This window comes from Neobacillus canaveralius (assembly GCF_047237705.1).
GTDB classification, from domain to species: Bacteria; Bacillota; Bacilli; order Bacillales; family Cytobacillaceae; genus Neobacillus; species Neobacillus niacini_K.
In genome coordinates this window covers 3,269,015-3,288,549 of the sequence record NZ_JBDFLL010000001.1, presented here as the reverse complement: position 1 = coordinate 3,288,549, position 19,535 = coordinate 3,269,015, and the positions used below count along the sequence as shown (strand labels likewise).

The window sequence follows — 19,535 nt, the reverse complement described above, 5'->3', positions numbered from 1 at the left end:
TTTCTCCCTATTTAGCAGAAAAAAGCACTATTCCAATACGGGAAAAGTACTGATAACTGAATAGAAACCTTTGTTTGTCTTTATGGATTTATTTAATCAGGAGTAAACCTTTTTGCTTTGAAGGTTCCGTTAGCAATGGCCGCAAACCACTCATTTCTCTGAACCATGTGCCAAAGATTTTCTGTCAATCGCTTCAGGTTGTTTTTCTAACCAACCATGTTTAACCATAATATTGTAAGACAATGCACCAGCCTCCATCGCATGGGTAAATACTTTAAAATATTACAAAATCCTTTGGCTTGTCCAATTGTATCCCTCTTTTTGAGGCTGGGAGGGAAAGGACATAAGGAAAAGCCCCTGTTTAAGTGACTCTTTTTATCGAACTAAATAATATACCTATTTTTGAGCATACTCTTTTTGAGGATATTTTTTCCTGTAATGTGATTGGTCGTCAAAACTTATGATACCAAGAGGGGGTAATTTTTTTTGAAATGCCCGCAATGTGTTTATTCTAATCCTGATGAAGTAAAGTTCTGCTTAAGCTGCGGCGAAAAGTTTTTAAAAAATAACGGTTCTGAAGATGAAAACAGCTTTTTTTATGAATTTGCCCATTATGTTGATTTGGTTCCAAATGTTGAACGGTCCATTGAGCCTAAATTTCAAAATATATTTTCCCGTGTTTTCCGAAAGCATAGTGAATTGGAAGCGGAACGGCTGTTTATAGTAGGAACAGCGCTTACGACACCGAAGATTTCGGAAGTTAAGGAGACATGGCCAAAACCTTGGCTTTTTGCCAGGGTGTTCATCATTGCTCTACTTATATTTGCAGGCTTTTACATAGGTGTTACCTATTTTGGAAATTGGAACTTTATACCTGGAGTTATTATTGTTGGAGCATTTGCTGTTCCGTTTTCAACGTTAATGTTCTTCTGGGAGATGAATGCACCGCAAAATATTGCTTTTTACCGAGTTATCTATTACGTGTTGACCGGCGGGATTCTTTCCATGTTAGCGGCTATCGTTTTTTTCGATATTCTCAAAAACAATATCAATGCGATTACGATTGGAATTGTTGAGGAGCTTGCTAAAGCAATAATGGTCATTGCGTTTGTTCGCTACAGAAAATATAAATATATACTAAACGGACTTCTCATTGGAGCTGCGGTTGGAGCAGGTTTTGCAGCGTTTGAAACCGCGGGGTATGCTCTAAGGTCTTTGCTTTCAGGGGATGGCGCAAATCTCTACAATACGATTATGATCCGAGGAATCTTTGCTCCTGGCGGACATGTTGCCTGGGCGGCTCTGACTGGTGCGGCATTCTGCAGAGTACAAGGGGACCATCCATTTCATCTAAGAATGCTATTCCATATTAAATTTTTACGTGTCTTTATCTTAGTAGTTGCGATTCATGCTTTATGGGACTCACCTATAAAAGGAATGTTCCCCTATGGACATATCTTTTTAATGATAGCTTCATGGATCGTTGTTTTTCTGCTCATCCGTGCCGGGCTTAAGGAGATAGGAGAAAGAAAAATTAACGGTCTAAGAATACCCCATATAGATTAGCATTTCTTCATTCATGAGAAATGCTGGTTTTTTTCTGGGGGGTGGCACCTATATTTAGAAAAAAGGCCTCTCTGCCAAAACATAAAATATGTCTTGGATTCATAGAGGCCTTTTCAACTAATCATTCAATGAACCTATAGTTGAAGAATTTCATTTGGCACATATCGGTTACATTGGACTTTGATTAGAAGTTTAATTGTTTAGGTTCACCAGGATTGGAAATATTCTTAAGGGCTTGTCCAGCTTTATCAGTCGACTGATTATTAACAGCTAGATCACCTAAAGAGACGATTCCAACCAATTTGTCATCTTCCACAATAGGAAGACGGCGAATTTGGTGCTGGGACCTAAGTCTTACCGCTTCCTCCACTGACATTTCTTTGCTTCCTTTTACAACATTGTCGGTTACTAATACAGAAATCGTGGAGTCACTCGAAAGATCATTGACAAATCCCTTTATAACAATGTCTCGGTCAGTTACGATTCCTACTAATTTTTCATTATCACAAATTGGAACTGCCCCTACATCCAGCTCTTTCATTTTCATAGCAACCTCTTTACACGTACTTTCCGGACTACAGCTATCAACATTGGTAGTCATTACTTCAGCGACATTCATGCTCATTCCTCCTTTATGATTTATCATTTTATTAACTACCCGCCAGAGCATATGGTTAAACGTGATTTCTGGCATTCTTCTTCTCTAATAACAAAATGAATAGTATTGAACACTTTAACAAAAACTGTTTGTTGAAGTTGTTTTTTCTTTATATAGCGAGTTTTATAATATATTTCATGAGTTTAATAATTTATTGAAGAATATGCCCTTACAATAAACAAAATGATTTATCGGTGTTTGGCACTATGTTGACAATCTAAACTTTTTTTATTATCCTTTAAAAAACGTTAATGAATTTAATAAAATTTCGTATAACTCCAATAATATGGTTTGGAGGTCTCTACCAGGAACCGAAATTCCTGATTACGAAGAAAGTACAAGATTTGTATTTTCTTCGTAGTCAGGAATTTTTTTTTCTGAATTTTAATTAAAAAATTTATTTCAGGAGGTCAAAAATGAACTTTTTAGCATTGCCAAAAATTGAACTTCACTGTCATCTGGATGGAAGCGTTAGGATAGAAACTGTTATCGATATTGCTCAGAAGGAAGGCATTCAGTTACCCACTTTTGATAAGAATGAACTGCAAAAGGAACTGATTGTCCCATTAGAATGTGAATCACTTGATGAGTATTTAAAAAGATTTTCTCTTCCAAATTTGGTTATGCAGTCCAAGGAAAGCTTAAGAAGAATTACTTTTGAGCTATTTGAGAATGCAGCAAGGGAAAATGTTAAATATATGGAAGTCAGATTTGCACCGTTACTTCACACATTAAAAGGGCTTAGTGTTGAAGAAGTTATTCAATCTGTTATAGAGGGGATGCGGGAAGCTGAAAGCTGTTACGAAATAAAAGGAAATATAATCTTGTCTTGCATGAGGACGATGCCTGTAGAAAGCGCATTTGAGGTGGTCGAAAAAGGGAAAAAGTTTCTGGGAAAAGGTGTAGTTGCAATTGACCTATGTGCATCAGAAGAAGAAGGTTTTTGTGAAAGATTCGTAGATCCGATTCTCTTAGCCAAAGAATATGGCTATAGAGTCACTATTCATGCCGGTGAAACGGGAATTGGTAAAAACGTTCTGGAAGCTATTGAACTGTTGGGTGCCCAAAGAGTAGGACATGGAGTATTTATTAAAGATTGTCCTGAGGCTTATAAGATCGTGAAAGAAAGACAGGTAGTGCTTGAAATGTGTCCAACAAGTAATGTCCAAACGAAAGCTGTTCATCATTATTCTGATCATCCGATTTATAACTTTCATAAAGATGGAGTAAAAGTGACAATTAATACAGATAACAGAACCGTATCTGATACTACAATGACAAAAGAAATCCATCTTGTTAACAATGAATTTAAGCTAAGCGAAGAAGATTATCGGCAAATTTATTTAAATAGTGTAGAAGCATCCTTTGCCGACCAAGAAACTAAAGAATGGTGCTTAGCAAAATATTAAAAGAAAATCAGACTTAGCGAAAAAACAGCCCCCGAACTCGAACATAACATTTAACTACCAATAGTAAGGATGATGATTGCTGGAGGTAAAGGTCACTATTCCAGAAATAAAGAAATAGACGTTTAAACACTCGAAAAATCAGTTGCTTATTCCAATTCCTGGATCATTCCCCAGGTTTATTCTGCTCTTCCATTTTCCTGAATTGAATATCATCACTTATTTTCTTTTCATCCAGGTTTTTCAATGCGAGTACTGCCGCCTTCCCGTCACTGGGCGACCCATTTGAAAAATACATAGGAAATAGTGAGAAAAAAAGAATATAAAATGAGAAATAGGTAAACTGAGACCAAAAAACTGACTTATCTAGAATTCCTTGAGAAAGGAGGGCCTGTACCAGAAAAATACTTATCAGGTTGAATAAAGACCCACCAAGGTATATTAAGGTGTTCGTGACACGATTATCATGCCTTAACGATTTAAACTCGCAGGCACCATTCCAGAAGTAGTATTTCCTTACCTCGATATTCAAAATGGAAAATACATTTGGCCCGCATCCGATTATGATTTTTTTCTCTAATCCTCTGAAAAGCGTAACGAAAAAAATATGCCCGCTTAAATGGATTAGAGTAACAAAGGGCAGGATTACGAAAAAAGAAATTAGAAATTTTATTATATCTGCGAATCCGAACATGATTATCCTCCTAAAATATTCTATTTAGAATATGTAATTTCGTAGAGTAAAGAACATTATTTATGTACCCAGTAACAAAGAATGTTAACTAGAAAAAATTTGCTGTATTAGTAGAGTGCTGGATACATTAAAGTTATATTAGAAGGGTTAATATAAAAAGGATTATTGATTGAAAGTGAAGAAGATTAAATAAATCCATCTAATATTTTCTTGTAACGACAAGGAGTTGAGATTATGAAATTACTACTTACATCTGCAGGCATCAATAACAAAAGCATACATGACGCGCTGGTTGATATGCTAGGAAAGCCAATTGCCGACTCCACCGCCCTGTGCATCCCCACAGCGATGTACGGACATCCCTGGGTCGGCCCCGGCGTCAAAGCCTGGCAGTTCATCAGTGGGAAAGAAGAGAATCCCATGGTCAACCTGGGCTGGAAGTCCGTCGGCGTGTTGGAGCTCACAGCGCTGCCAAGCATCAACGAAGACTGCTGGGTGCCGCTGGTCCGGGAGACTGACGTCCTGCTGGTGTCGGGCGGCGACGCCCTCTACCTGTGCCATTGGATGCAGCAATCCGGGCTGGCAGAGCTCTTGCCGTCGCTGCACGCAGTCTATGTGGGAATGAGTGCTGGGAGCATGGTGATGGCACCTAACATCGGGGACTTCTTCGTTGGCTGGACTCCACCCAACGGTGGGGATGAAACGCTGGGACTTGTCGATTTTGCAATGTTCCCGCATTTGGAACACGAGATGCTGCCGTATAACACGATGGCTAATGCAGAGAGATGGGCCGCCGGGATGCAGGGGTCGGCGTATGCAATTGATGATCAAACCGCCATCAAAGTGATCGACGGAGAGGTCGAGGTTGTCTCCGAAGGGCATTGGAAACTGTTTTCGAACTGATAATACTCCGCCGCTAAACATATCAAAAACCCAGGCGAGATTCTTGTGATGAAAATATGATTTCGCAAACTCGGCGTCAGTATATGATTATGGCTGCACGATTCATACGAATGGTACGATTGTAAACAAACACTTCGTGACAGAGAAACTTTCGAGGCGTATGGTAAAATATACTGTGGAACGTGTTACCAATGAAAGTAACCAGCAAAAAATGCTGGTTATTTTTTCTTATAAAGACGGCTTTCTTTGACTTGGGGTATTAATGTCTCATTTGAGTCTCTAGGAATTGTTTAAAGTGAGTTTAGTTAATAAAGATGCCATCTTTTTAAGACCAAATGATCTTAATCTGCTTTTTGTTGCACTTAATCCACCAAATGAGTGGGGGTTAGTTAATGCATTGGAACTCCTGTACCGTCAGAACGTAGATAAATCTTCGCTGAATTATTGTCAGAACCATATACAGTATAAGTCATTCCATAATGTTCTGTTAAAGGAGTTCTTAAGTCCATTAAATTATTTGAAAGGTCTACGTTAACAAGGTCTATAGAAAACTTGTTAATATCGTCATGCTTTGTGATTGTGTACTGGTAGTTTGTACCCAACTCTGCTTGTAAGTTCTCGAAAAACTGAGTAACCTCTGCTTGAGTATCGAATGCTGGAGGGACTGGTTCATTCTTCTTAACTTGTCCATATCCAGTTCCTTTACCACCATATTCTTTACCAACCGCTTTACCGTTGTTAGTTTTGTCAGATACATTAGAAACGTCATATGTTGTGTTTTCACTGATTTGTTGTTTTGTTGTGTCAGTTTGATTACATCCAGTAAGTGTTAGTGCTAATGTTAATAATAGTCCAAGTAGTTTCAATATTGATTACCTCCATTTAAGTTCGTACACATTTAGTTTTCTTAATCTCGTTGTTTGTATTCAGTAAAGAAGGTATCTAAGCTAATTTTTAGAGTGGCTTAATTGAGTGGCAACAATATTCACCGTTCCTAAAAACATAGACATTTGTAGATATTACTATCTATGTGTTCTAAATGGAGACTATCTATCCATTTAGCACGCAAAACGAACAGAGCTTTTTGCGAATCACGTTAGGGAATCTCGCCCTAATTCTAGAATGGAAACATCCGTCTTTAATAGTCTTTCGACTCTTACAAAACTTCAACACTTCCGTCGCAATGCCATGTTTTCCATCCATAGATGAAATTCACGACACAGGATACCATTCGATACTCTAGACTGGCTGTTAGCCACGCTCATTTTTACTTAAATAATAGTAAATTGAAGTACGTGGTCCTATTTTTCCTTTCAGGTAAATAGGAAGCGTTGCTCCAATTCCTCTAGGAAATTCGTTAAATATCTGCCTTTAATAGTTCAATCTTATCTTGAAAGGTATATAGATTCTTTAAATGATTGGTGATTGTCCGCCAATTACTAAAATTGGATTTTTGTTTATCAAAATTCTTTGGAAGAGATAGAATGGTATCATATTTTGGTTTTTCCGTTTTAAAATAATAGCCTCTTCTTGCAATCATACATGCAGCCGAACTATGGGAACTTAGTCCATATCGGGCCATAAATTTCATTTGCCCAATTTGGCTCGTATAAGCAGGGTTTACTTTTCTAATTCTGACTCCCTCTTTTTTTCCTTTAGATTGGATTATTTGATTAAAAGAGGAATAGGCAAAACCCGAAAGCATTCGTGCATATTTAGGTTGCATTTCTCGTAATTTGACTTTCTTCTGGGAGAAATCTAATTTTTCGATGACAACGTCTTTTTGTACCAGAACGGCATAACTAAGAATCTGTTTAATCGCATCACTCAATGAAGCTTTAACCTGTTCTGTTCGCCGATTGTACATTGGAACATCTATGCGCCAACTTTTTATTGGGTTACCGAATCGGTCTATTTCACAGATGGATAAAAAACCTGCATTGAGGTCGACTCCTATCAATCCATTTAAGTTTGATGTTCCTATTTTTGGAATATTTAACTCCACTGTTGCGTTTACATACCATCCTTTTTTCTGTTTTAAGAAACGATATGTGATGGCAGTGTAATATTTTTGAGGTTTACCCGTGCGGGTAACGCCCATATAAGAAACTTTTGCCTGATCAATCATTGCCTGACCGTAGGGGAACTTCAGCTCCGGAAAAGTGATATATTTCCCATATTTCGAAATATAGTGATCCGCAACACGTAGTCGTAACGTGTTTTGCAAATCGTATGTAGCTGTTTGATTCCCAAAAGTTTCATCCTTTGAACCAATGACTAAAAACTGGGAGCTTCTTGCCGCAAGCCATTCCTCTTTCCATTGATTATGATCGGTATATTTATTTTCTTCCAAGCGAAATTGTTTATGGAATAGCTTTTTCGAACCGAAACAGAGACGAATCTTTTTATTCACTTCATCTGATTTCAGCTTTTCTAATTTTTGCTGTAAATTTCTAAGTCTTCGTTTTTTCTGATGAAGATAAGATTTGTGATTTTGATATTTTTTTACTTGTTTGAGAAAAATATGACTCGCTTGAGGAATTCGTAGGAGTTTTTGGTGAAGTTGTTCTGTTTGTGTGGTTTTCTTTCTGATGATTTTCTTTAGGTATGCCGTTTTGGTTTCGAGTTCTTGAATTTCTTGTTTTCTTTTTTCTAAGATAGAAGAGACCTTTCCGTCCAATTGCATTCTTATAGAATTAAATTGCCGTGCCGTTAACCCATATTGTTTTGAGAAATTCTTTTTTAAATGGGAAGAGGAAATACCTTTTATATGGGTTAGAACAAATAATTTTCGCTCTATCATACCAAAAAACTTCCCATATTCTGAAAGATACATATCCGATGTACAATCCGTATTTAGATAATGATTACTAAGTTTGGTCTGGTAAGTTTGTAACATCTCTCCAAATCCCTTCGATTTTTAACTACAATGAAATATATAGGAACATATTAAAAATGGAATTAACGGGCGTAAAATTATCTTTTGCGCGAAACGCTTACCAAATAAATTATTTAGTAAGATAAGTAACAACACAAACATATGTTTCTATGTAAAGGTACCACATAAGTCCACTATTGTCTATCAATATATACTTTTTTGGAAACTGCTAGTAACCCTTTTTTTTATAATAATTCCAAAAAAGCATTGCACTTACACTATCGGGTAGCGTTACTTCAAAAATGAAGACCGCTTTTTTTATTCAGCTAATGGGCTAGGTTGATGCTATATGTATTTACCTTAAAACAAAATATAAATATATTAAAATGTGGAAAGGAGCTGGCTGTTATGAAAGAAAATAAGCCATTTAATGATGTAATAGACCATATGAATAAAATAGAAGGAAATTCAGCAAATGTAAGCAAGGATGCTATAAAAAAATTGCAAAACCGTTAAAATATTTGCGGTATTTTATAACTGGCTTCCTAACCATATCCATATTGCTAATAATTATTTTAAATTTATTACAATAACTGATATTGAATATATAGCAAGGGGACAGGATTTTAATAATAGGGTGTGGGGGAGGTTATGCAATTTAATTAATTTTAGAAAAGGATTTAGCTGAAGGAACTAAGAATTAAATTAACCTTTCAGTCTTTTCTGTTCCACTAACGGGGATGATTGTTGTAAGACATTCGTCATTGACCGCTATCATACTCACTGCCAACTTTAGGTTTAGTAAATATCTTCCCATTGTTTAACTCACACCAATTTTCTAATTCTTCATAAGTTTCCTTGATACCGTATTTTGCTAAAAATGCTTCTTTCGTTTCGAAAACTTCAATTAAACCATTTTCTATGAATGTTACCATTCGAAAAGGATTTAGTTCAAAAACCTCAGAGACAGCTATCAATTCACCTATATGAACAATATTGGCGATATTTTCCATTACTTCATCTCCTTTTACAGTTAGAAATATGCACTGTTCGTTCCATATTTTATAGAAAAGAAACGAAAATAATAACATTACCTCAGTAGTATTATTTTCAGTTTTCACTGTACTATGTATGACTTCACTAGTGGTGCAAGAGTGGGAAATTGGGCATTTATCCAAGGCAGCTTTTGTAATTGAACTAATGGAGAAGTTTAGTTGGAGAAGGAATTGATTAGGAATAAAGCCATTTGTGATGTTTTAGTAGATATCACAAATGGCTAGCTTTTTAGAAAAGTCCTGCTTCTTCTGCAGCTTCTATACTGATCCTAGCAAACTCAGCCGGACTCATTCCAACATTCTCCCAATGCATATACATTAACCTCGGTTCTTCAAAAAGCCAATGGTTATGAAATGCTGTTACGATAATACCTCTGCATCTTAATGCATCGAGCATTGGATTAACTTCTTTTTGAAGAAGTACAGTTTCACCTAGGTTAAGACCATTATTTTCAAAAGATAACATAAATGGAAGTGCTAGGGGAGAAAGAGTGCGACGGCCTAAAATAGTTGCTCGAATATCATCGCGAAGACGCATAACTACACAAACAGGAGTCGATTGAACAACCTCGCCACCGATAATATCTGCAAGTCTTTGACAAGTTGACATATTAAAACCTTCTTTCTATTAATATGTTATACCTTATGACGAATCAAAAAGGCTTGTATAGGTTTTTTCATTAACAAGGAAAAAAATAAATTATAAAAGAGATGCGGCAACACTAACGAAGTTTGCTAGTGGGATAAACTTTCGTAAAAGGCGTTTTTTTCTCTGCTGAGTCGAAGACAGTAGTTTCAAATATATTCAAGAATTATAGAATTTCTTATTCAACTACTGTGGTGCTAGAGTTGAAGATTGTGCTGCCATCAAAGGCAGCTTTTGTTATTGAATCTAAAGAGCAGGTTGGTGTTAGTGCAAAAAGGTAACCCTTCGTTTCATTAGAAATTTATATAAGGATAATCAGGCTGGCTGTTATTACTGTAGCGTGTTTATATTGAACTACTTAGCAAAAAAGTTTAAAAGCACCTGAATTTTCACAGACAAGACATTCGAACTAGTCATAGGTATGCACCTAATGATCCTTAATGAATAATTTGTAGGTAAAGCCATTTTGGGGGGATCGGTGTGGGTTACTATGTTACTGTCGAATCAGGCGTAAAATTATATGTAGAAGATATTCATCCAGAGAGAAGTAAGACGATTGTGTTTTTGCATGGTTGGCCGTTAAGCCATAAACAGTTTGAGTATCAATTTGATGTTCTTCCCATATTGGGATACCGCTGTATCGGAATTGATTGGAGAGGTTTTGGAAAGTCGGATAAGCCGATTAGTGGTTACAGTTTTGATCAATTGGCAGATGATATCCGTTCAATAGTGAGTGTACTTCAACTAGACATTTTCACTCTTGTAGGTCACTCCACAGGTGGAGCCATAGCGATTCGATATATGTCCCGTCATAATGGTTTCGGAGTATCCAACCTGGTCCTTATAGACGCTGCAGCTCCTGTAGGCTTTACGGCAGAAACTGCAACTAAATTCCTAACTCAAGCGTTAAATGACCGTCCAAAGATGATGAGAGAAGTAACAGAATCCTTTTTCTTTCAATATATAACGAGCTCATTCTCTGAGTGGTTTTCTCAATTGGGATTACAAGCAGCAGGTTGGTCAACGGCAGCGATCATCATTACACTAAGAGATGAGAAGCTTTATGGAGATTTGCAAAAAATACATGTCCCTACCTTAATCGTTCACGGTGTTCACGACAAAGTTATTCCATTTGCCCAAGCTCATGAACTTAATAAAAATATAAGAAATTCACAACTTGTTCCATTTCATTACAGCGGACATGGTTGTTTCTGGGAAGAACGTGATAAGTTTAATCAGTTATTAAAGCAATTTGTTGGTTGAATGTGAATATTAATACGACTATATTTTCAAAAAGGAATTTCTAGTTAAATGTTTAATAGAAGTTCGTTCCATCACATATGGATTTATGTCTAACGGAAGAAGTGTTCCTGTTTTAACTATAAATCGATGGATCAACCATACGTTTTCCTCACCCCTTCTTCATTTAAGTTAATTTTACATCTCTTATAATGGCTTTGTTTACGTCTAACTTAGATATTCTTACTGATATTAATTCTGTTATTTATGGATTATCTGCGTTAGGTGTAATTTTAGAGGAATACTTATGTATAAAAAAAGAAAGAAAATATGAAGTTTAGAGACTCTATAATTCACTAACGGATGCTCTTGTTAAGGATGATGATCGCTGCGGCGGTCATTTTTTCTTGTTGAACTAACGGGCAGTTTAACTTAAGAAGTCGAGTTAAGCAGGATTTTAAGCGAAAATTTTGTTACACAAACTCTAAAAAGAAAGAAAATTGCCGAGGTATAGTTTTTATTAAACATTTTCTAATAAATTTATGCGTTTAGACATTTAATAATTTGTCGAGAGGTTTAAGTGTTTCTCTAACTTCTGCTTACCGGTAGGATGCAATAAAATAAAATCAAGAAGTCAAACAAGCGGAGGTGAAAAAATGAAAAATAAAAGTTGGCTTTTTCTCGATTTTCTTAACGTAGATCTGGAAGACGATGAAAAAATCAAGAAGTTCTTAAAACGATGTGAAAGTTATGAAGAATTCTTTTATCCATCTGAACTTGTGGTAAGTATCTACCTGACTATGACGCTATTAAATTCTCCTGATATTCGTTTGAAAGGAAAAGATGCCACTGTTACTGAATTTATATTGAGCCATAAGGAAAAGCTTCTAGATTTACAGTTAGCGTTGAAGCTTTATGTGAGTGAAAACGCTGGTCAAAGTAGTATGGTTGATGAATTTAAAAAAAATGCGTCAAAACATTGGTTACATTATGGTATGGGGGTTCCTAAATATACAGGAATATATCTTCAGCTTAAAAAGTTAATAGAAGAACAAGAGGGAAAAGAACCGAAATATGAATATTTAGCAAATATCTTTGACTTGATTGTTCATAATGTAGCAGATTACAAAAGGACATTTGATACTTATTTACTTTGCTCCTATTGTGGGCAGTGGATTATTTCTCCTACTAAGACCCAAGTAAGTAATTCCAAAAAGGATCTCAACCAGATAAAAGAAGAAGTTCGGAGGTATACGAGTAATTACGTTTACTGTTGTACTAATTGTTCAATAGAAGGCAGAAAACAGAGGCGAGCAGAGAAAAGAAAGTAACAAAAAAGGAAGAAGGGGAGTAAATATAGCCCTTCTACGCCTAATTTGTTCTGTATTGAGAAATTTTGGTTCTCTATTGTTCTTGGTAAGAACAAAGTATCATTGAAAGGAGGTAAATAATTATTCGAGAACCCCACTAATTCTAGTATTTAAGTTTCAAAAACATTAAAAGGGAAAAGGGAGAGATATTGAAATGGAAAATAACTTCACAATAGAGAATGGTTCTATAAAAAAAATGTTATTGCTTGTAATTGCAAGTATTACTTTACTGTTGGCAAGTGTTTTTTCACCTTTTGGGGTTAATTCAGCTAGTGCTGCTACTACAGCAAGTAAAAAATACGAATATACCACTTCTTATGGTAACATTACATTTTTGCACGATGAATACTACGTTGGCGTTTCTGGTAACTATACTGGTAAGATAGAAATGCTTACCTATATCACGGTTAACGAAAAAGGGGTTACTATTAACAAGGTTACACAAAGTGCAAAAGCACTTTATCCATTAGTGATTAGTGGCGAGGGAACAAAGATTATTTATAAGAACTCAAACACATACAATCAAAAAGCTCAATCTTATGCTAAGTTCCGTGCATCTCTTTTTATTAAAGGGTTACCAGTTGGTCATCAAGATTATGAATTGAACACTGTTTTCAGAGTTAAAAAAATTGATAAAGTTAAGAAAAAAGTCACATTTGAAGTTCAAAATCTTACAGCTAATTAATTTTTTTAAATGAAGTAAAATTTAATTTAACCTCTTTCCTATTTATGTAGTAGATTAAACAGGAAAGAGGTTATTTTATGAAAACATCGTTTTCGTTATGCAGCGAATGCTATCGGAGAGGTTAAAGGAAGAGCTAATATAATTAATTGTTGTAAGGGAGAAAAGAAATCAGCTTACGGATTCAAATGGATGTACAAAGATGAATACGAGGTAAAGTACGGAAAAAAATAAAAAAGTTAAATAAATAAAAGGACAGTACAAATTTTATAGACTAATATGTATTGTCCTTTCATTTTGAGCTAACGGGAAGCTTTAGTTCAATCAGACTGCGATATGTAGCCTAAGTTAATATGAACTTGGGCTATTTTTTATAAACAAAAAGCACCGTTTGGAGAAAACGTTACATTCAAAACCGTGTTTTATCTAGCAATTAAAGGGGTGGAAAAAATGACTAAAGATGTTCAAGATGTGCAGCCAATTCGGAATTTGGAAAAACTGGAAGACATGAAGTGGAGTTTGAAGCGGCACTGTTCCGAACGTGATTACATTATGTTTTTACTGGGAATCAATACAGGTTTACGAGTTAGTGATCTTTTACAGCTGAAAGTGAAAGATGTAAAAGGGAAAAAGAAGGTCATCGTAAAGGAAGGAAAGACTGATAAACCAAGAATCATTCACTTGCACAACATTTATGAGGAATTGAATAACTACATAATAGGATTGGATAGTGAGTGGCTATTCCCAAGCAGGAAGGGCGATAAACCCATTACCAGGATCCAGGCTTACAGACAACTAAATAAAGCTGGTGGAATGTGTGATATTGAGGACGGAATCGGAACCCACACCATGAGAAAGACCTTTGGGTATTGGTATTATAAGCAATCAAAAGATATTGCAACGCTACAAAGCATATTAAATCACTCACACCCAGAAATAACATTGCGCTATATTGGGATCACTGATGAGGAAATTGAAAATAGCTTGCAATCATTTAAACTATGAGAGTGTAATCATCATGGAACAGGTGGTTACCTATTCTGCTAAATTGTTTGCAAAAACGGTTATGCAGCAGCTATAAGGCTTTAATTATGGGAAGCGGTACGGGAAATGGGAAGGAATATAATTATAGCGCGAAGATTTGGTGCAATTACAACCACTTGGGTGACAGCAACTAGAAACCGTATAGTGGTTGTAATTCAGGTTCCTAATGTAATTATAGGCGGGGATTTAGGAATCCAGTCGCCATCGCTGTTGTAGTCCTCGTTTTTGAACTAACGTGGCAGGATAGTTGAAGAAGGAATAAATAATAAAAGCATCGAATATATCCTGAATTACTTAATAATAGGAGTATGTCCGATGTTAAATTTATTTCGCAAACTAATGTTTAGTAAGTAAGATAAGTTTGCTAAGAACTAGGTTATCCCTCTTGGAAAGAAGCAGAAGAACATACCTTTTTTATTTTTCATATTCCGATAGATGCAGGATGGTATGCTACAGAATTACCTGATAATAATTGGGCGATTTGGAATGATGAGGGCAAACCTCCTTATTCTTTTAAAGTTATTGAAACGTGGGAAGAAACAATCCAATACTTAAGGGATTTATTTGATGGTAGTGAACTTCCTGAACATCACTGGTTTCCTGAAGGATTTGACCGAGAAGAAGATGTATATAAAACACCTCCTGATAAAGAAAAGAGACTATAACTGCAATAACTAATTGAAGTAACGGGCAGGATAGTTAAAAAAGGGGTAGCGTCAGGAAAACGCAGATTTACGCCGTAAGTAATTCTGAATTTAGGAGCTGTTGTACTTGCAGTTCCTTCTGAGAAGTAAGGTATTATTAATCGAATAAGTAGTATTATAAGCCATCTAACCCACATACAACATTCTGGAACAATCCGATAAGAGGTTGGTCCTTTTTCCATTTATACCTTAGATTATAGAAGGTCATAAAAATCCAATATTTTTTCAAACCAGATGAAGGTTAGCTACGTCTATTATATATGAGAGGGTGATAACAAGATGAATGGACTAAAACAACTGGCGGTGACAGATGAAAGTATGTTGCTTGAGAGAGAGGAAATAATCGATCAATTAATGCAAGAATATAGCGATGATATCCTGCATCTCGTATATACATATGTTAAAAATCGAACGACAGCAGAGGATTTAACGCAGGAGATATTTTTAAAATGTTATGAAAAGTTAAATCAGTTTAATCAGCAGGCAACACTAAAAACATGGGTATATCGTATTGCTAGTAATCATTGTAAGGACTACTTAAGAAGCTGGCATTATCGCAAAATAACGCTTAGCGATATAATTTTGGATTATATACCTTCGAAATCAAAACAGGTTGAAGAAGAGATTATCGCGAATAGTGAAGAAAACATCTTAACAAATGCTGTCATGAATTTACCTCTAAAGTACAGAGAAGTAGTATTTCTGCATTATTATGAAGAACTATCTTTAGCCGAAATAAGTAAGATTACGACAGTAAATATAAATACAATAAAAACTAGATTAAAGCGTGCAAAAGAATTATTAAAAGACAAGATGATCGAGGAGGTTTAGGAGATGAATGATCCATTTACTAACCTGAAGAGTTCGATGAAAAAATCAATTTTCAAGGATTTTTCTTTTTCCAATGAAAGAAAAAATGCGGTGAAAGAATCCATTCGTATGAGACAATCTCAATCACAATTTCATTCTTGGAAGATAGAAACCATCATAGCTATATTAGAATCGGTTCAGCATGAATCAAAGGATGGCTACAATATTTCTACCCAACTTTTTCAAAAAAATGAACGTACTTTCCAAAAAAATGAAGGGCAGCTTTATTCACTTCTACATCTACTAGAAAATAAAGAAATTCTTACTTCAAAATGGATAAACAAAAAGAAATATTACTCCTTAAATTCCAAAGGGGAAAAATACTTAGCTACCTATAAACAAGATAAATCAAAACAAGAGTTATCCCTTAAACACTTACTAGAGGAGGCGTCCTTATGAGTTCTCCCAAATTTGAAGAATTTTTAAGTAAAGTAACGTCCAAAGTGAAATCTAAGGAAGCCCACAACATGATAAAAAAAGAGCTTATTCATCATCTGCAAGAGTTAAGTCAATCTTACAAAAAGAGAGGGTTTTCTAAAGAGGATGCAGAGGAAAAGGCGATTCAAGAAATGGGAAATCCATTTACCATTGGGGAGAGATTAAATCCCCTACATAAGCCGAAAATGGATTGGGTTCTAATTGTTTTATTTGTTCTTTTTGCTGGTATTAGTTTTCTCCCGTTAGTTGATGGGATTCCTGAATTTTCCCTATCAGGTACCTATTTTATGGGGAGACAGGCGATTTGGTACACCCTGGCTATTCTTGTAATCATTGGATTCCTTTTCTTTGATTACCAAAAATTAAAGAACGGATGGATATACTTTTATGCGATAGGCCTATTGATCCATATATATCTTCATCTTTTTGGAATTATGACCAACGGAGCAAAGAAGTGGGTTTCCCTCCCAGGCCTGACGGTCGATGGAACCATGATGAGCTTATTTTTCTTTTTTCTTGCTTGGGCTGGTATTTTTAACAAAATAAATGAGTTTCGTAGTTGGAAAAAACAAGGTTTACTTTTTGTTTTATTTTGGATTCCCATCTCGCTCTACATGATGGTGCCAGACTTTATGGTTAGTATTATTTACTTCTTCTGCATACTTGGGATGTTTGCTTTCGCTCGAATCAATAAGAAATTAGCTGTAAATCTGACCCTAACAAATCTATTGGCTGGTATTATTTTCATTATTATGTTCTACATGACCTCACGTCAAAGTTATTTGTTAACTAGATTATCTGCTTTTATAAACCCTACTGCCGATTCAAATGGAGCAGGATATATGTATAAGGCGGTTAGGAATGTCCTTTCAGAAGCGGGATGGTTCGGTAACGGACTTTCCAACGAGTTGAATTTTCAATTGTTACCAGAAGCACATACAGATTTTGCTTTTCCCTTCCTCGTCTATTCTCTTGGTTGGGCTTTCGGATTCGTTCTTTGTTTGATCCTACTGATATTTATTTCAAGGATCTCAAAAAATGCGTTTAAAACAAAGGACCTCTATGGGAGATTGATCGTAATAGGTGGTGCTACATTGTTTGCGGTTCCTACTACCTGGAACATCTTGATGAGCTTTGGAGTCGTGCCTATAATGGGGGTTTCTCTGCCTTTTATTAGTTATGGAGGCAGTGCGATACTCTTTTACGCTGCTGTTTTAGGACTCATTTTAAATGTTTATCGAAGAAAAGATCTTGTAGAACCCACGATTGCAGATGAAATTAAAAGTTAAAGTCGAACATGTAATTGCTGATAAAAAGGGCGACAGCTAAAGTAATAGTTGTCGCCCTTCCCTTATTGAACTATCGGGTGCGTTAATCCAGGAAGGATTAACCGCCTTTTTTATTGAATTCCTTATTAAGCAAACGGGGCAGGTTAGTAAAATAAAAGAATCATAAATAGACCTATGTGAAGGCAGACTAACACCGAGGTGTTTATATGCAAAGACCATTAAGAATATTAATCTTATTATGTTTTATGGTATTTACTTCTCCCAATTTCTCAAAAGCAATTGAAATACCAGTTAAAGACAAAGAAATTAAATATAACCATAACAGTATGACAATTCCCGAAATTAAACACCACGTCGATTTTAATGTACTTGTACCTAAAAATGTACCTGATGATTGGACATTAGAAATCAAAACATACCCTTGGGAAGCAAAGACTAATTTCACCAACTTTAGATTGCATTATATGGATAAAAACGATGAAAAAATGATGGTTAGTATTGAACAAATAAAGGGTTCAATGAAACAAATTGAAGATAATAACCCAAATGCTAAGACAGTAACCATAAATGGGCATTCAGGCAAGTTAATAAATTGGGGAAATGATGGTGAAGTTGACTATAAAGGAGAAATTGTAACCGGTGGTTTACTTCAATGGACACAAGAAGGAACGTATATAGAAATATATAGTTCAACGACACCTATGGAGAAGATGTTAGAGATTGCACGGTCTATGGAATAGTCATTATAGAACCAACCAAGTGAAAGCGTTGGTCCCAAGGAAGGAACAAACGCCATTTTTTTGGTAATTCCATTTGAACAATATGGCAGGGTACTTAAAGAAGGATGGATCATAACTCTTTTCTATTTGGGGAAATTAGAAAAGAGGTGAATATATTTTGAAGACATGGGTTCTAATGCTCTTAATCATATCCTTTTTTACTTTGGGGTCATTTGAAGTTCATGCACAACCTAAAGAATGTCCTGTGTTACGTGAATTAGAGCAAACATCCAATAAGAATAGAAATGAGGTAATTGAAGCATTAAATACTTTAATACCAAAAACATATGGAACTGGAATAGATGATTTTCCCGACATTTACACTACATGGAAAGTAGTGATCGCCAAACCTTTTCCAAAAACAGTTGGTAATAAAGAAGAAGCCTATTATGGAATGGCAAAGACCTTTTGTGGCAAGCAAATTGCTGATAAGTCATGGCTTGTACGCTTAGATTTCCCAAAAGCACCTGGAACTAACTTAGCCCAAGGTCAAATATTTTTAGCGAAAAGTAAGGAAAAAGGATGGTTTGTTTGGTTTCGGTATCATTAAATTTATCTATTTCTTCTTATCATTACTAAAAAATCTAGCTGCCGACCAGGCAGCTTTTTCTTATTGAAGTAATGAAGCAGGTTAGTTGAACAAGTGGATGATCGATAAATTTCACTTTTGAACCAAATTGCGACGAAAGTAGATATAGTTACTACTCGAGGGCTTATCCCGACTGATGATTCAAAACAAGAAATAGGGCAAACATGAACGGTGATTCAGAACTAATCTGTGAAATAAAAAAGGTGCATCACTATTGTGGTAGCACCATTGGAGTGGATTAATCCCAGATACGGACTCTTGGAACACCTGCTGTTCTTAAATAATCCAATAACTGACCCGTATGAATAGATTCATGATAGCCAATACGTAATAACATGTCGCCTAAATCTCTTATGTAACCTGCATCAGAGCGGTCAATCTTTATATTTTCTAAGTCTTCTTCAGAAAATGACTTGATTGTATCTATGAACGCTTTTCTATAAGGTTGAGCATATTCCAATTCTGCATTTACTGAGGTAAATGGATGATTTTCGAAAGGAGAATTGAAAACGGACAAACTCCCTCTATTTTTAATTGCTAAGTGATAGTAATGTTCACTTTCTAGTACGTGTCTAATCATTTCTAGGCAATTCATTGCTTCACCATCTGGCTTCCAATGGAGTTTCTCATTAGGAATAGATGTCCAGACTTTAATGCTTCTTCTCCTAATTTCATTAATGTTTAAAATAATTAAATCAATAGAATTCATTAAAATTCCTCCTTTT

General features: G+C 35.6%; 18 protein-coding genes and 1 riboswitch. Of the genes, 12 read left to right on the top strand and 6 right to left on the bottom strand.

The genetic code is table 11. The annotated features are described in order from the left end of the window. Window positions 1–486: 486 nt before the first annotated feature. Window positions 487–1,566 carry a PrsW family intramembrane metalloprotease gene (locus ABC255_RS16505; protein ID WP_412995130.1) on the top strand — a complete coding sequence of 360 codons (1,080 nt, stop codon included), beginning with the start codon at window positions 487–489 and terminating at the stop codon, window positions 1,564–1,566. A gap of 184 nt (window positions 1,567–1,750) precedes the next feature. Here the strand turns inward: ABC255_RS16505 and ABC255_RS16500 are convergent, their stop codons facing one another. Continuing rightward, window positions 1,751–2,185, bottom strand: coding sequence for a CBS domain-containing protein (locus ABC255_RS16500; protein WP_412995129.1), 435 nt, complete (start codon window positions 2,183–2,185; stop codon window positions 1,751–1,753). Between the two features lie 287 nt (window positions 2,186–2,472). Further along, window positions 2,473–2,571: riboswitch (purine riboswitch) on the top strand. A 69-nt stretch (window positions 2,572–2,640) separates the two neighbouring features. Between ABC255_RS16500 and add the strand changes: the two genes are divergently transcribed. Beyond that, window positions 2,641–3,633 (top strand): adenosine deaminase, encoded by a 993-nt coding sequence (gene add, locus ABC255_RS16495; RefSeq protein WP_412995127.1) that lies wholly within the window; start codon window positions 2,641–2,643, stop codon window positions 3,631–3,633. Between the two features lie 925 nt (window positions 3,634–4,558). Further along, complete coding sequence (locus ABC255_RS16490) at window positions 4,559–5,227, top strand: Type 1 glutamine amidotransferase-like domain-containing protein (protein ID WP_412995125.1); 669 nt, start codon at window positions 4,559–4,561, stop codon at window positions 5,225–5,227. Between the two features lie 389 nt (window positions 5,228–5,616). Here ABC255_RS16490 and ABC255_RS16485 read toward each other — a convergent pair whose 3' ends face one another. The 4 genes from ABC255_RS16485 to ABC255_RS16470 all read right to left on the bottom strand — a co-directional run bounded on the left by ABC255_RS16485 (window position 5,617) and on the right by ABC255_RS16470 (window position 9,770). Continuing rightward, window positions 5,617–6,093, bottom strand: coding sequence for a hypothetical protein (locus tag ABC255_RS16485; protein ID WP_412995124.1), 477 nt, complete (start codon window positions 6,091–6,093; stop codon window positions 5,617–5,619). A gap of 491 nt (window positions 6,094–6,584) precedes the next feature. Then, the gene (locus ABC255_RS16480) at window positions 6,585–8,126 is read right to left on the bottom strand and encodes an IS200/IS605 family accessory protein TnpB-related protein (RefSeq protein ID WP_412995123.1); all 1,542 of its coding nucleotides are present in this window, start codon (window positions 8,124–8,126) and stop codon (window positions 6,585–6,587) included. A 740-nt stretch (window positions 8,127–8,866) separates the two neighbouring features. Continuing rightward, the gene (locus ABC255_RS16475) at window positions 8,867–9,118 is read right to left on the bottom strand and encodes a hypothetical protein (protein ID WP_412995122.1); all 252 of its coding nucleotides are present in this window, start codon (window positions 9,116–9,118) and stop codon (window positions 8,867–8,869) included. Window positions 9,119–9,389: 271 nt separating this feature from the next. After that, window positions 9,390–9,770: a DUF1259 domain-containing protein gene (locus ABC255_RS16470; RefSeq protein WP_412995120.1), complete on the bottom strand. Its 381-nt coding sequence runs from the start codon at window positions 9,768–9,770 to the stop codon at window positions 9,390–9,392. Between the two features lie 516 nt (window positions 9,771–10,286). Between ABC255_RS16470 and ABC255_RS16465 the strand changes: the two genes are divergently transcribed. The 9 genes from ABC255_RS16465 to ABC255_RS16425 all read left to right on the top strand — a co-directional run bounded on the left by ABC255_RS16465 (window position 10,287) and on the right by ABC255_RS16425 (window position 18,771). Beyond that, window positions 10,287–11,069 (top strand): alpha/beta fold hydrolase, encoded by a 783-nt coding sequence (locus tag ABC255_RS16465; protein WP_412995119.1) that lies wholly within the window; start codon window positions 10,287–10,289, stop codon window positions 11,067–11,069. A 632-nt stretch (window positions 11,070–11,701) separates the two neighbouring features. Next, a complete protein-coding gene (locus ABC255_RS16460; RefSeq protein WP_412995117.1) occupies window positions 11,702–12,376 on the top strand; it encodes a hypothetical protein in 675 nt (224 codons plus the stop codon). Between the two features lie 193 nt (window positions 12,377–12,569). Further along, the gene (locus ABC255_RS16455; RefSeq protein WP_412995115.1) at window positions 12,570–13,100 is read left to right on the top strand and encodes a hypothetical protein; all 531 of its coding nucleotides are present in this window, start codon (window positions 12,570–12,572) and stop codon (window positions 13,098–13,100) included. A gap of 447 nt (window positions 13,101–13,547) precedes the next feature. Beyond that, window positions 13,548–14,102: a tyrosine-type recombinase/integrase gene (locus tag ABC255_RS16450; protein ID WP_412995113.1), complete on the top strand. Its 555-nt coding sequence runs from the start codon at window positions 13,548–13,550 to the stop codon at window positions 14,100–14,102. A 1,061-nt stretch (window positions 14,103–15,163) separates the two neighbouring features. Continuing rightward, window positions 15,164–15,676, top strand: a complete 513-nt coding sequence (locus ABC255_RS16445; protein WP_412995111.1) for a sigma-70 family RNA polymerase sigma factor — start codon at window positions 15,164–15,166, stop codon at window positions 15,674–15,676. A 3-nt stretch (window positions 15,677–15,679) separates the two neighbouring features. Beyond that, the gene (locus ABC255_RS16440) at window positions 15,680–16,114 is read left to right on the top strand and encodes a PadR family transcriptional regulator (RefSeq protein WP_063255096.1); all 435 of its coding nucleotides are present in this window, start codon (window positions 15,680–15,682) and stop codon (window positions 16,112–16,114) included. Continuing rightward, on the top strand, window positions 16,111–17,442 hold the full coding sequence (locus tag ABC255_RS16435; RefSeq protein WP_412995109.1) for an FtsW/RodA/SpoVE family cell cycle protein: 1,332 nt from the start codon (window positions 16,111–16,113) through the stop codon (window positions 17,440–17,442). The genes ABC255_RS16440 and ABC255_RS16435 overlap by 4 nt, the downstream gene beginning before the upstream one ends. A gap of 245 nt (window positions 17,443–17,687) precedes the next feature. Next, window positions 17,688–18,182, top strand: coding sequence for a DUF4367 domain-containing protein (locus ABC255_RS16430; RefSeq protein ID WP_412995107.1), 495 nt, complete (start codon window positions 17,688–17,690; stop codon window positions 18,180–18,182). Window positions 18,183–18,339: 157 nt separating this feature from the next. Further along, window positions 18,340–18,771 (top strand): hypothetical protein, encoded by a 432-nt coding sequence (locus ABC255_RS16425; protein WP_412995105.1) that lies wholly within the window; start codon window positions 18,340–18,342, stop codon window positions 18,769–18,771. A gap of 277 nt (window positions 18,772–19,048) precedes the next feature. On the opposite strand, the gene ABC255_RS16420 is transcribed toward ABC255_RS16425, so the two are convergent. Then, window positions 19,049–19,519 (bottom strand): DinB family protein, encoded by a 471-nt coding sequence (locus ABC255_RS16420; RefSeq protein ID WP_412995104.1) that lies wholly within the window; start codon window positions 19,517–19,519, stop codon window positions 19,049–19,051. Window positions 19,520–19,535: the final 16 nt, after the last annotated feature.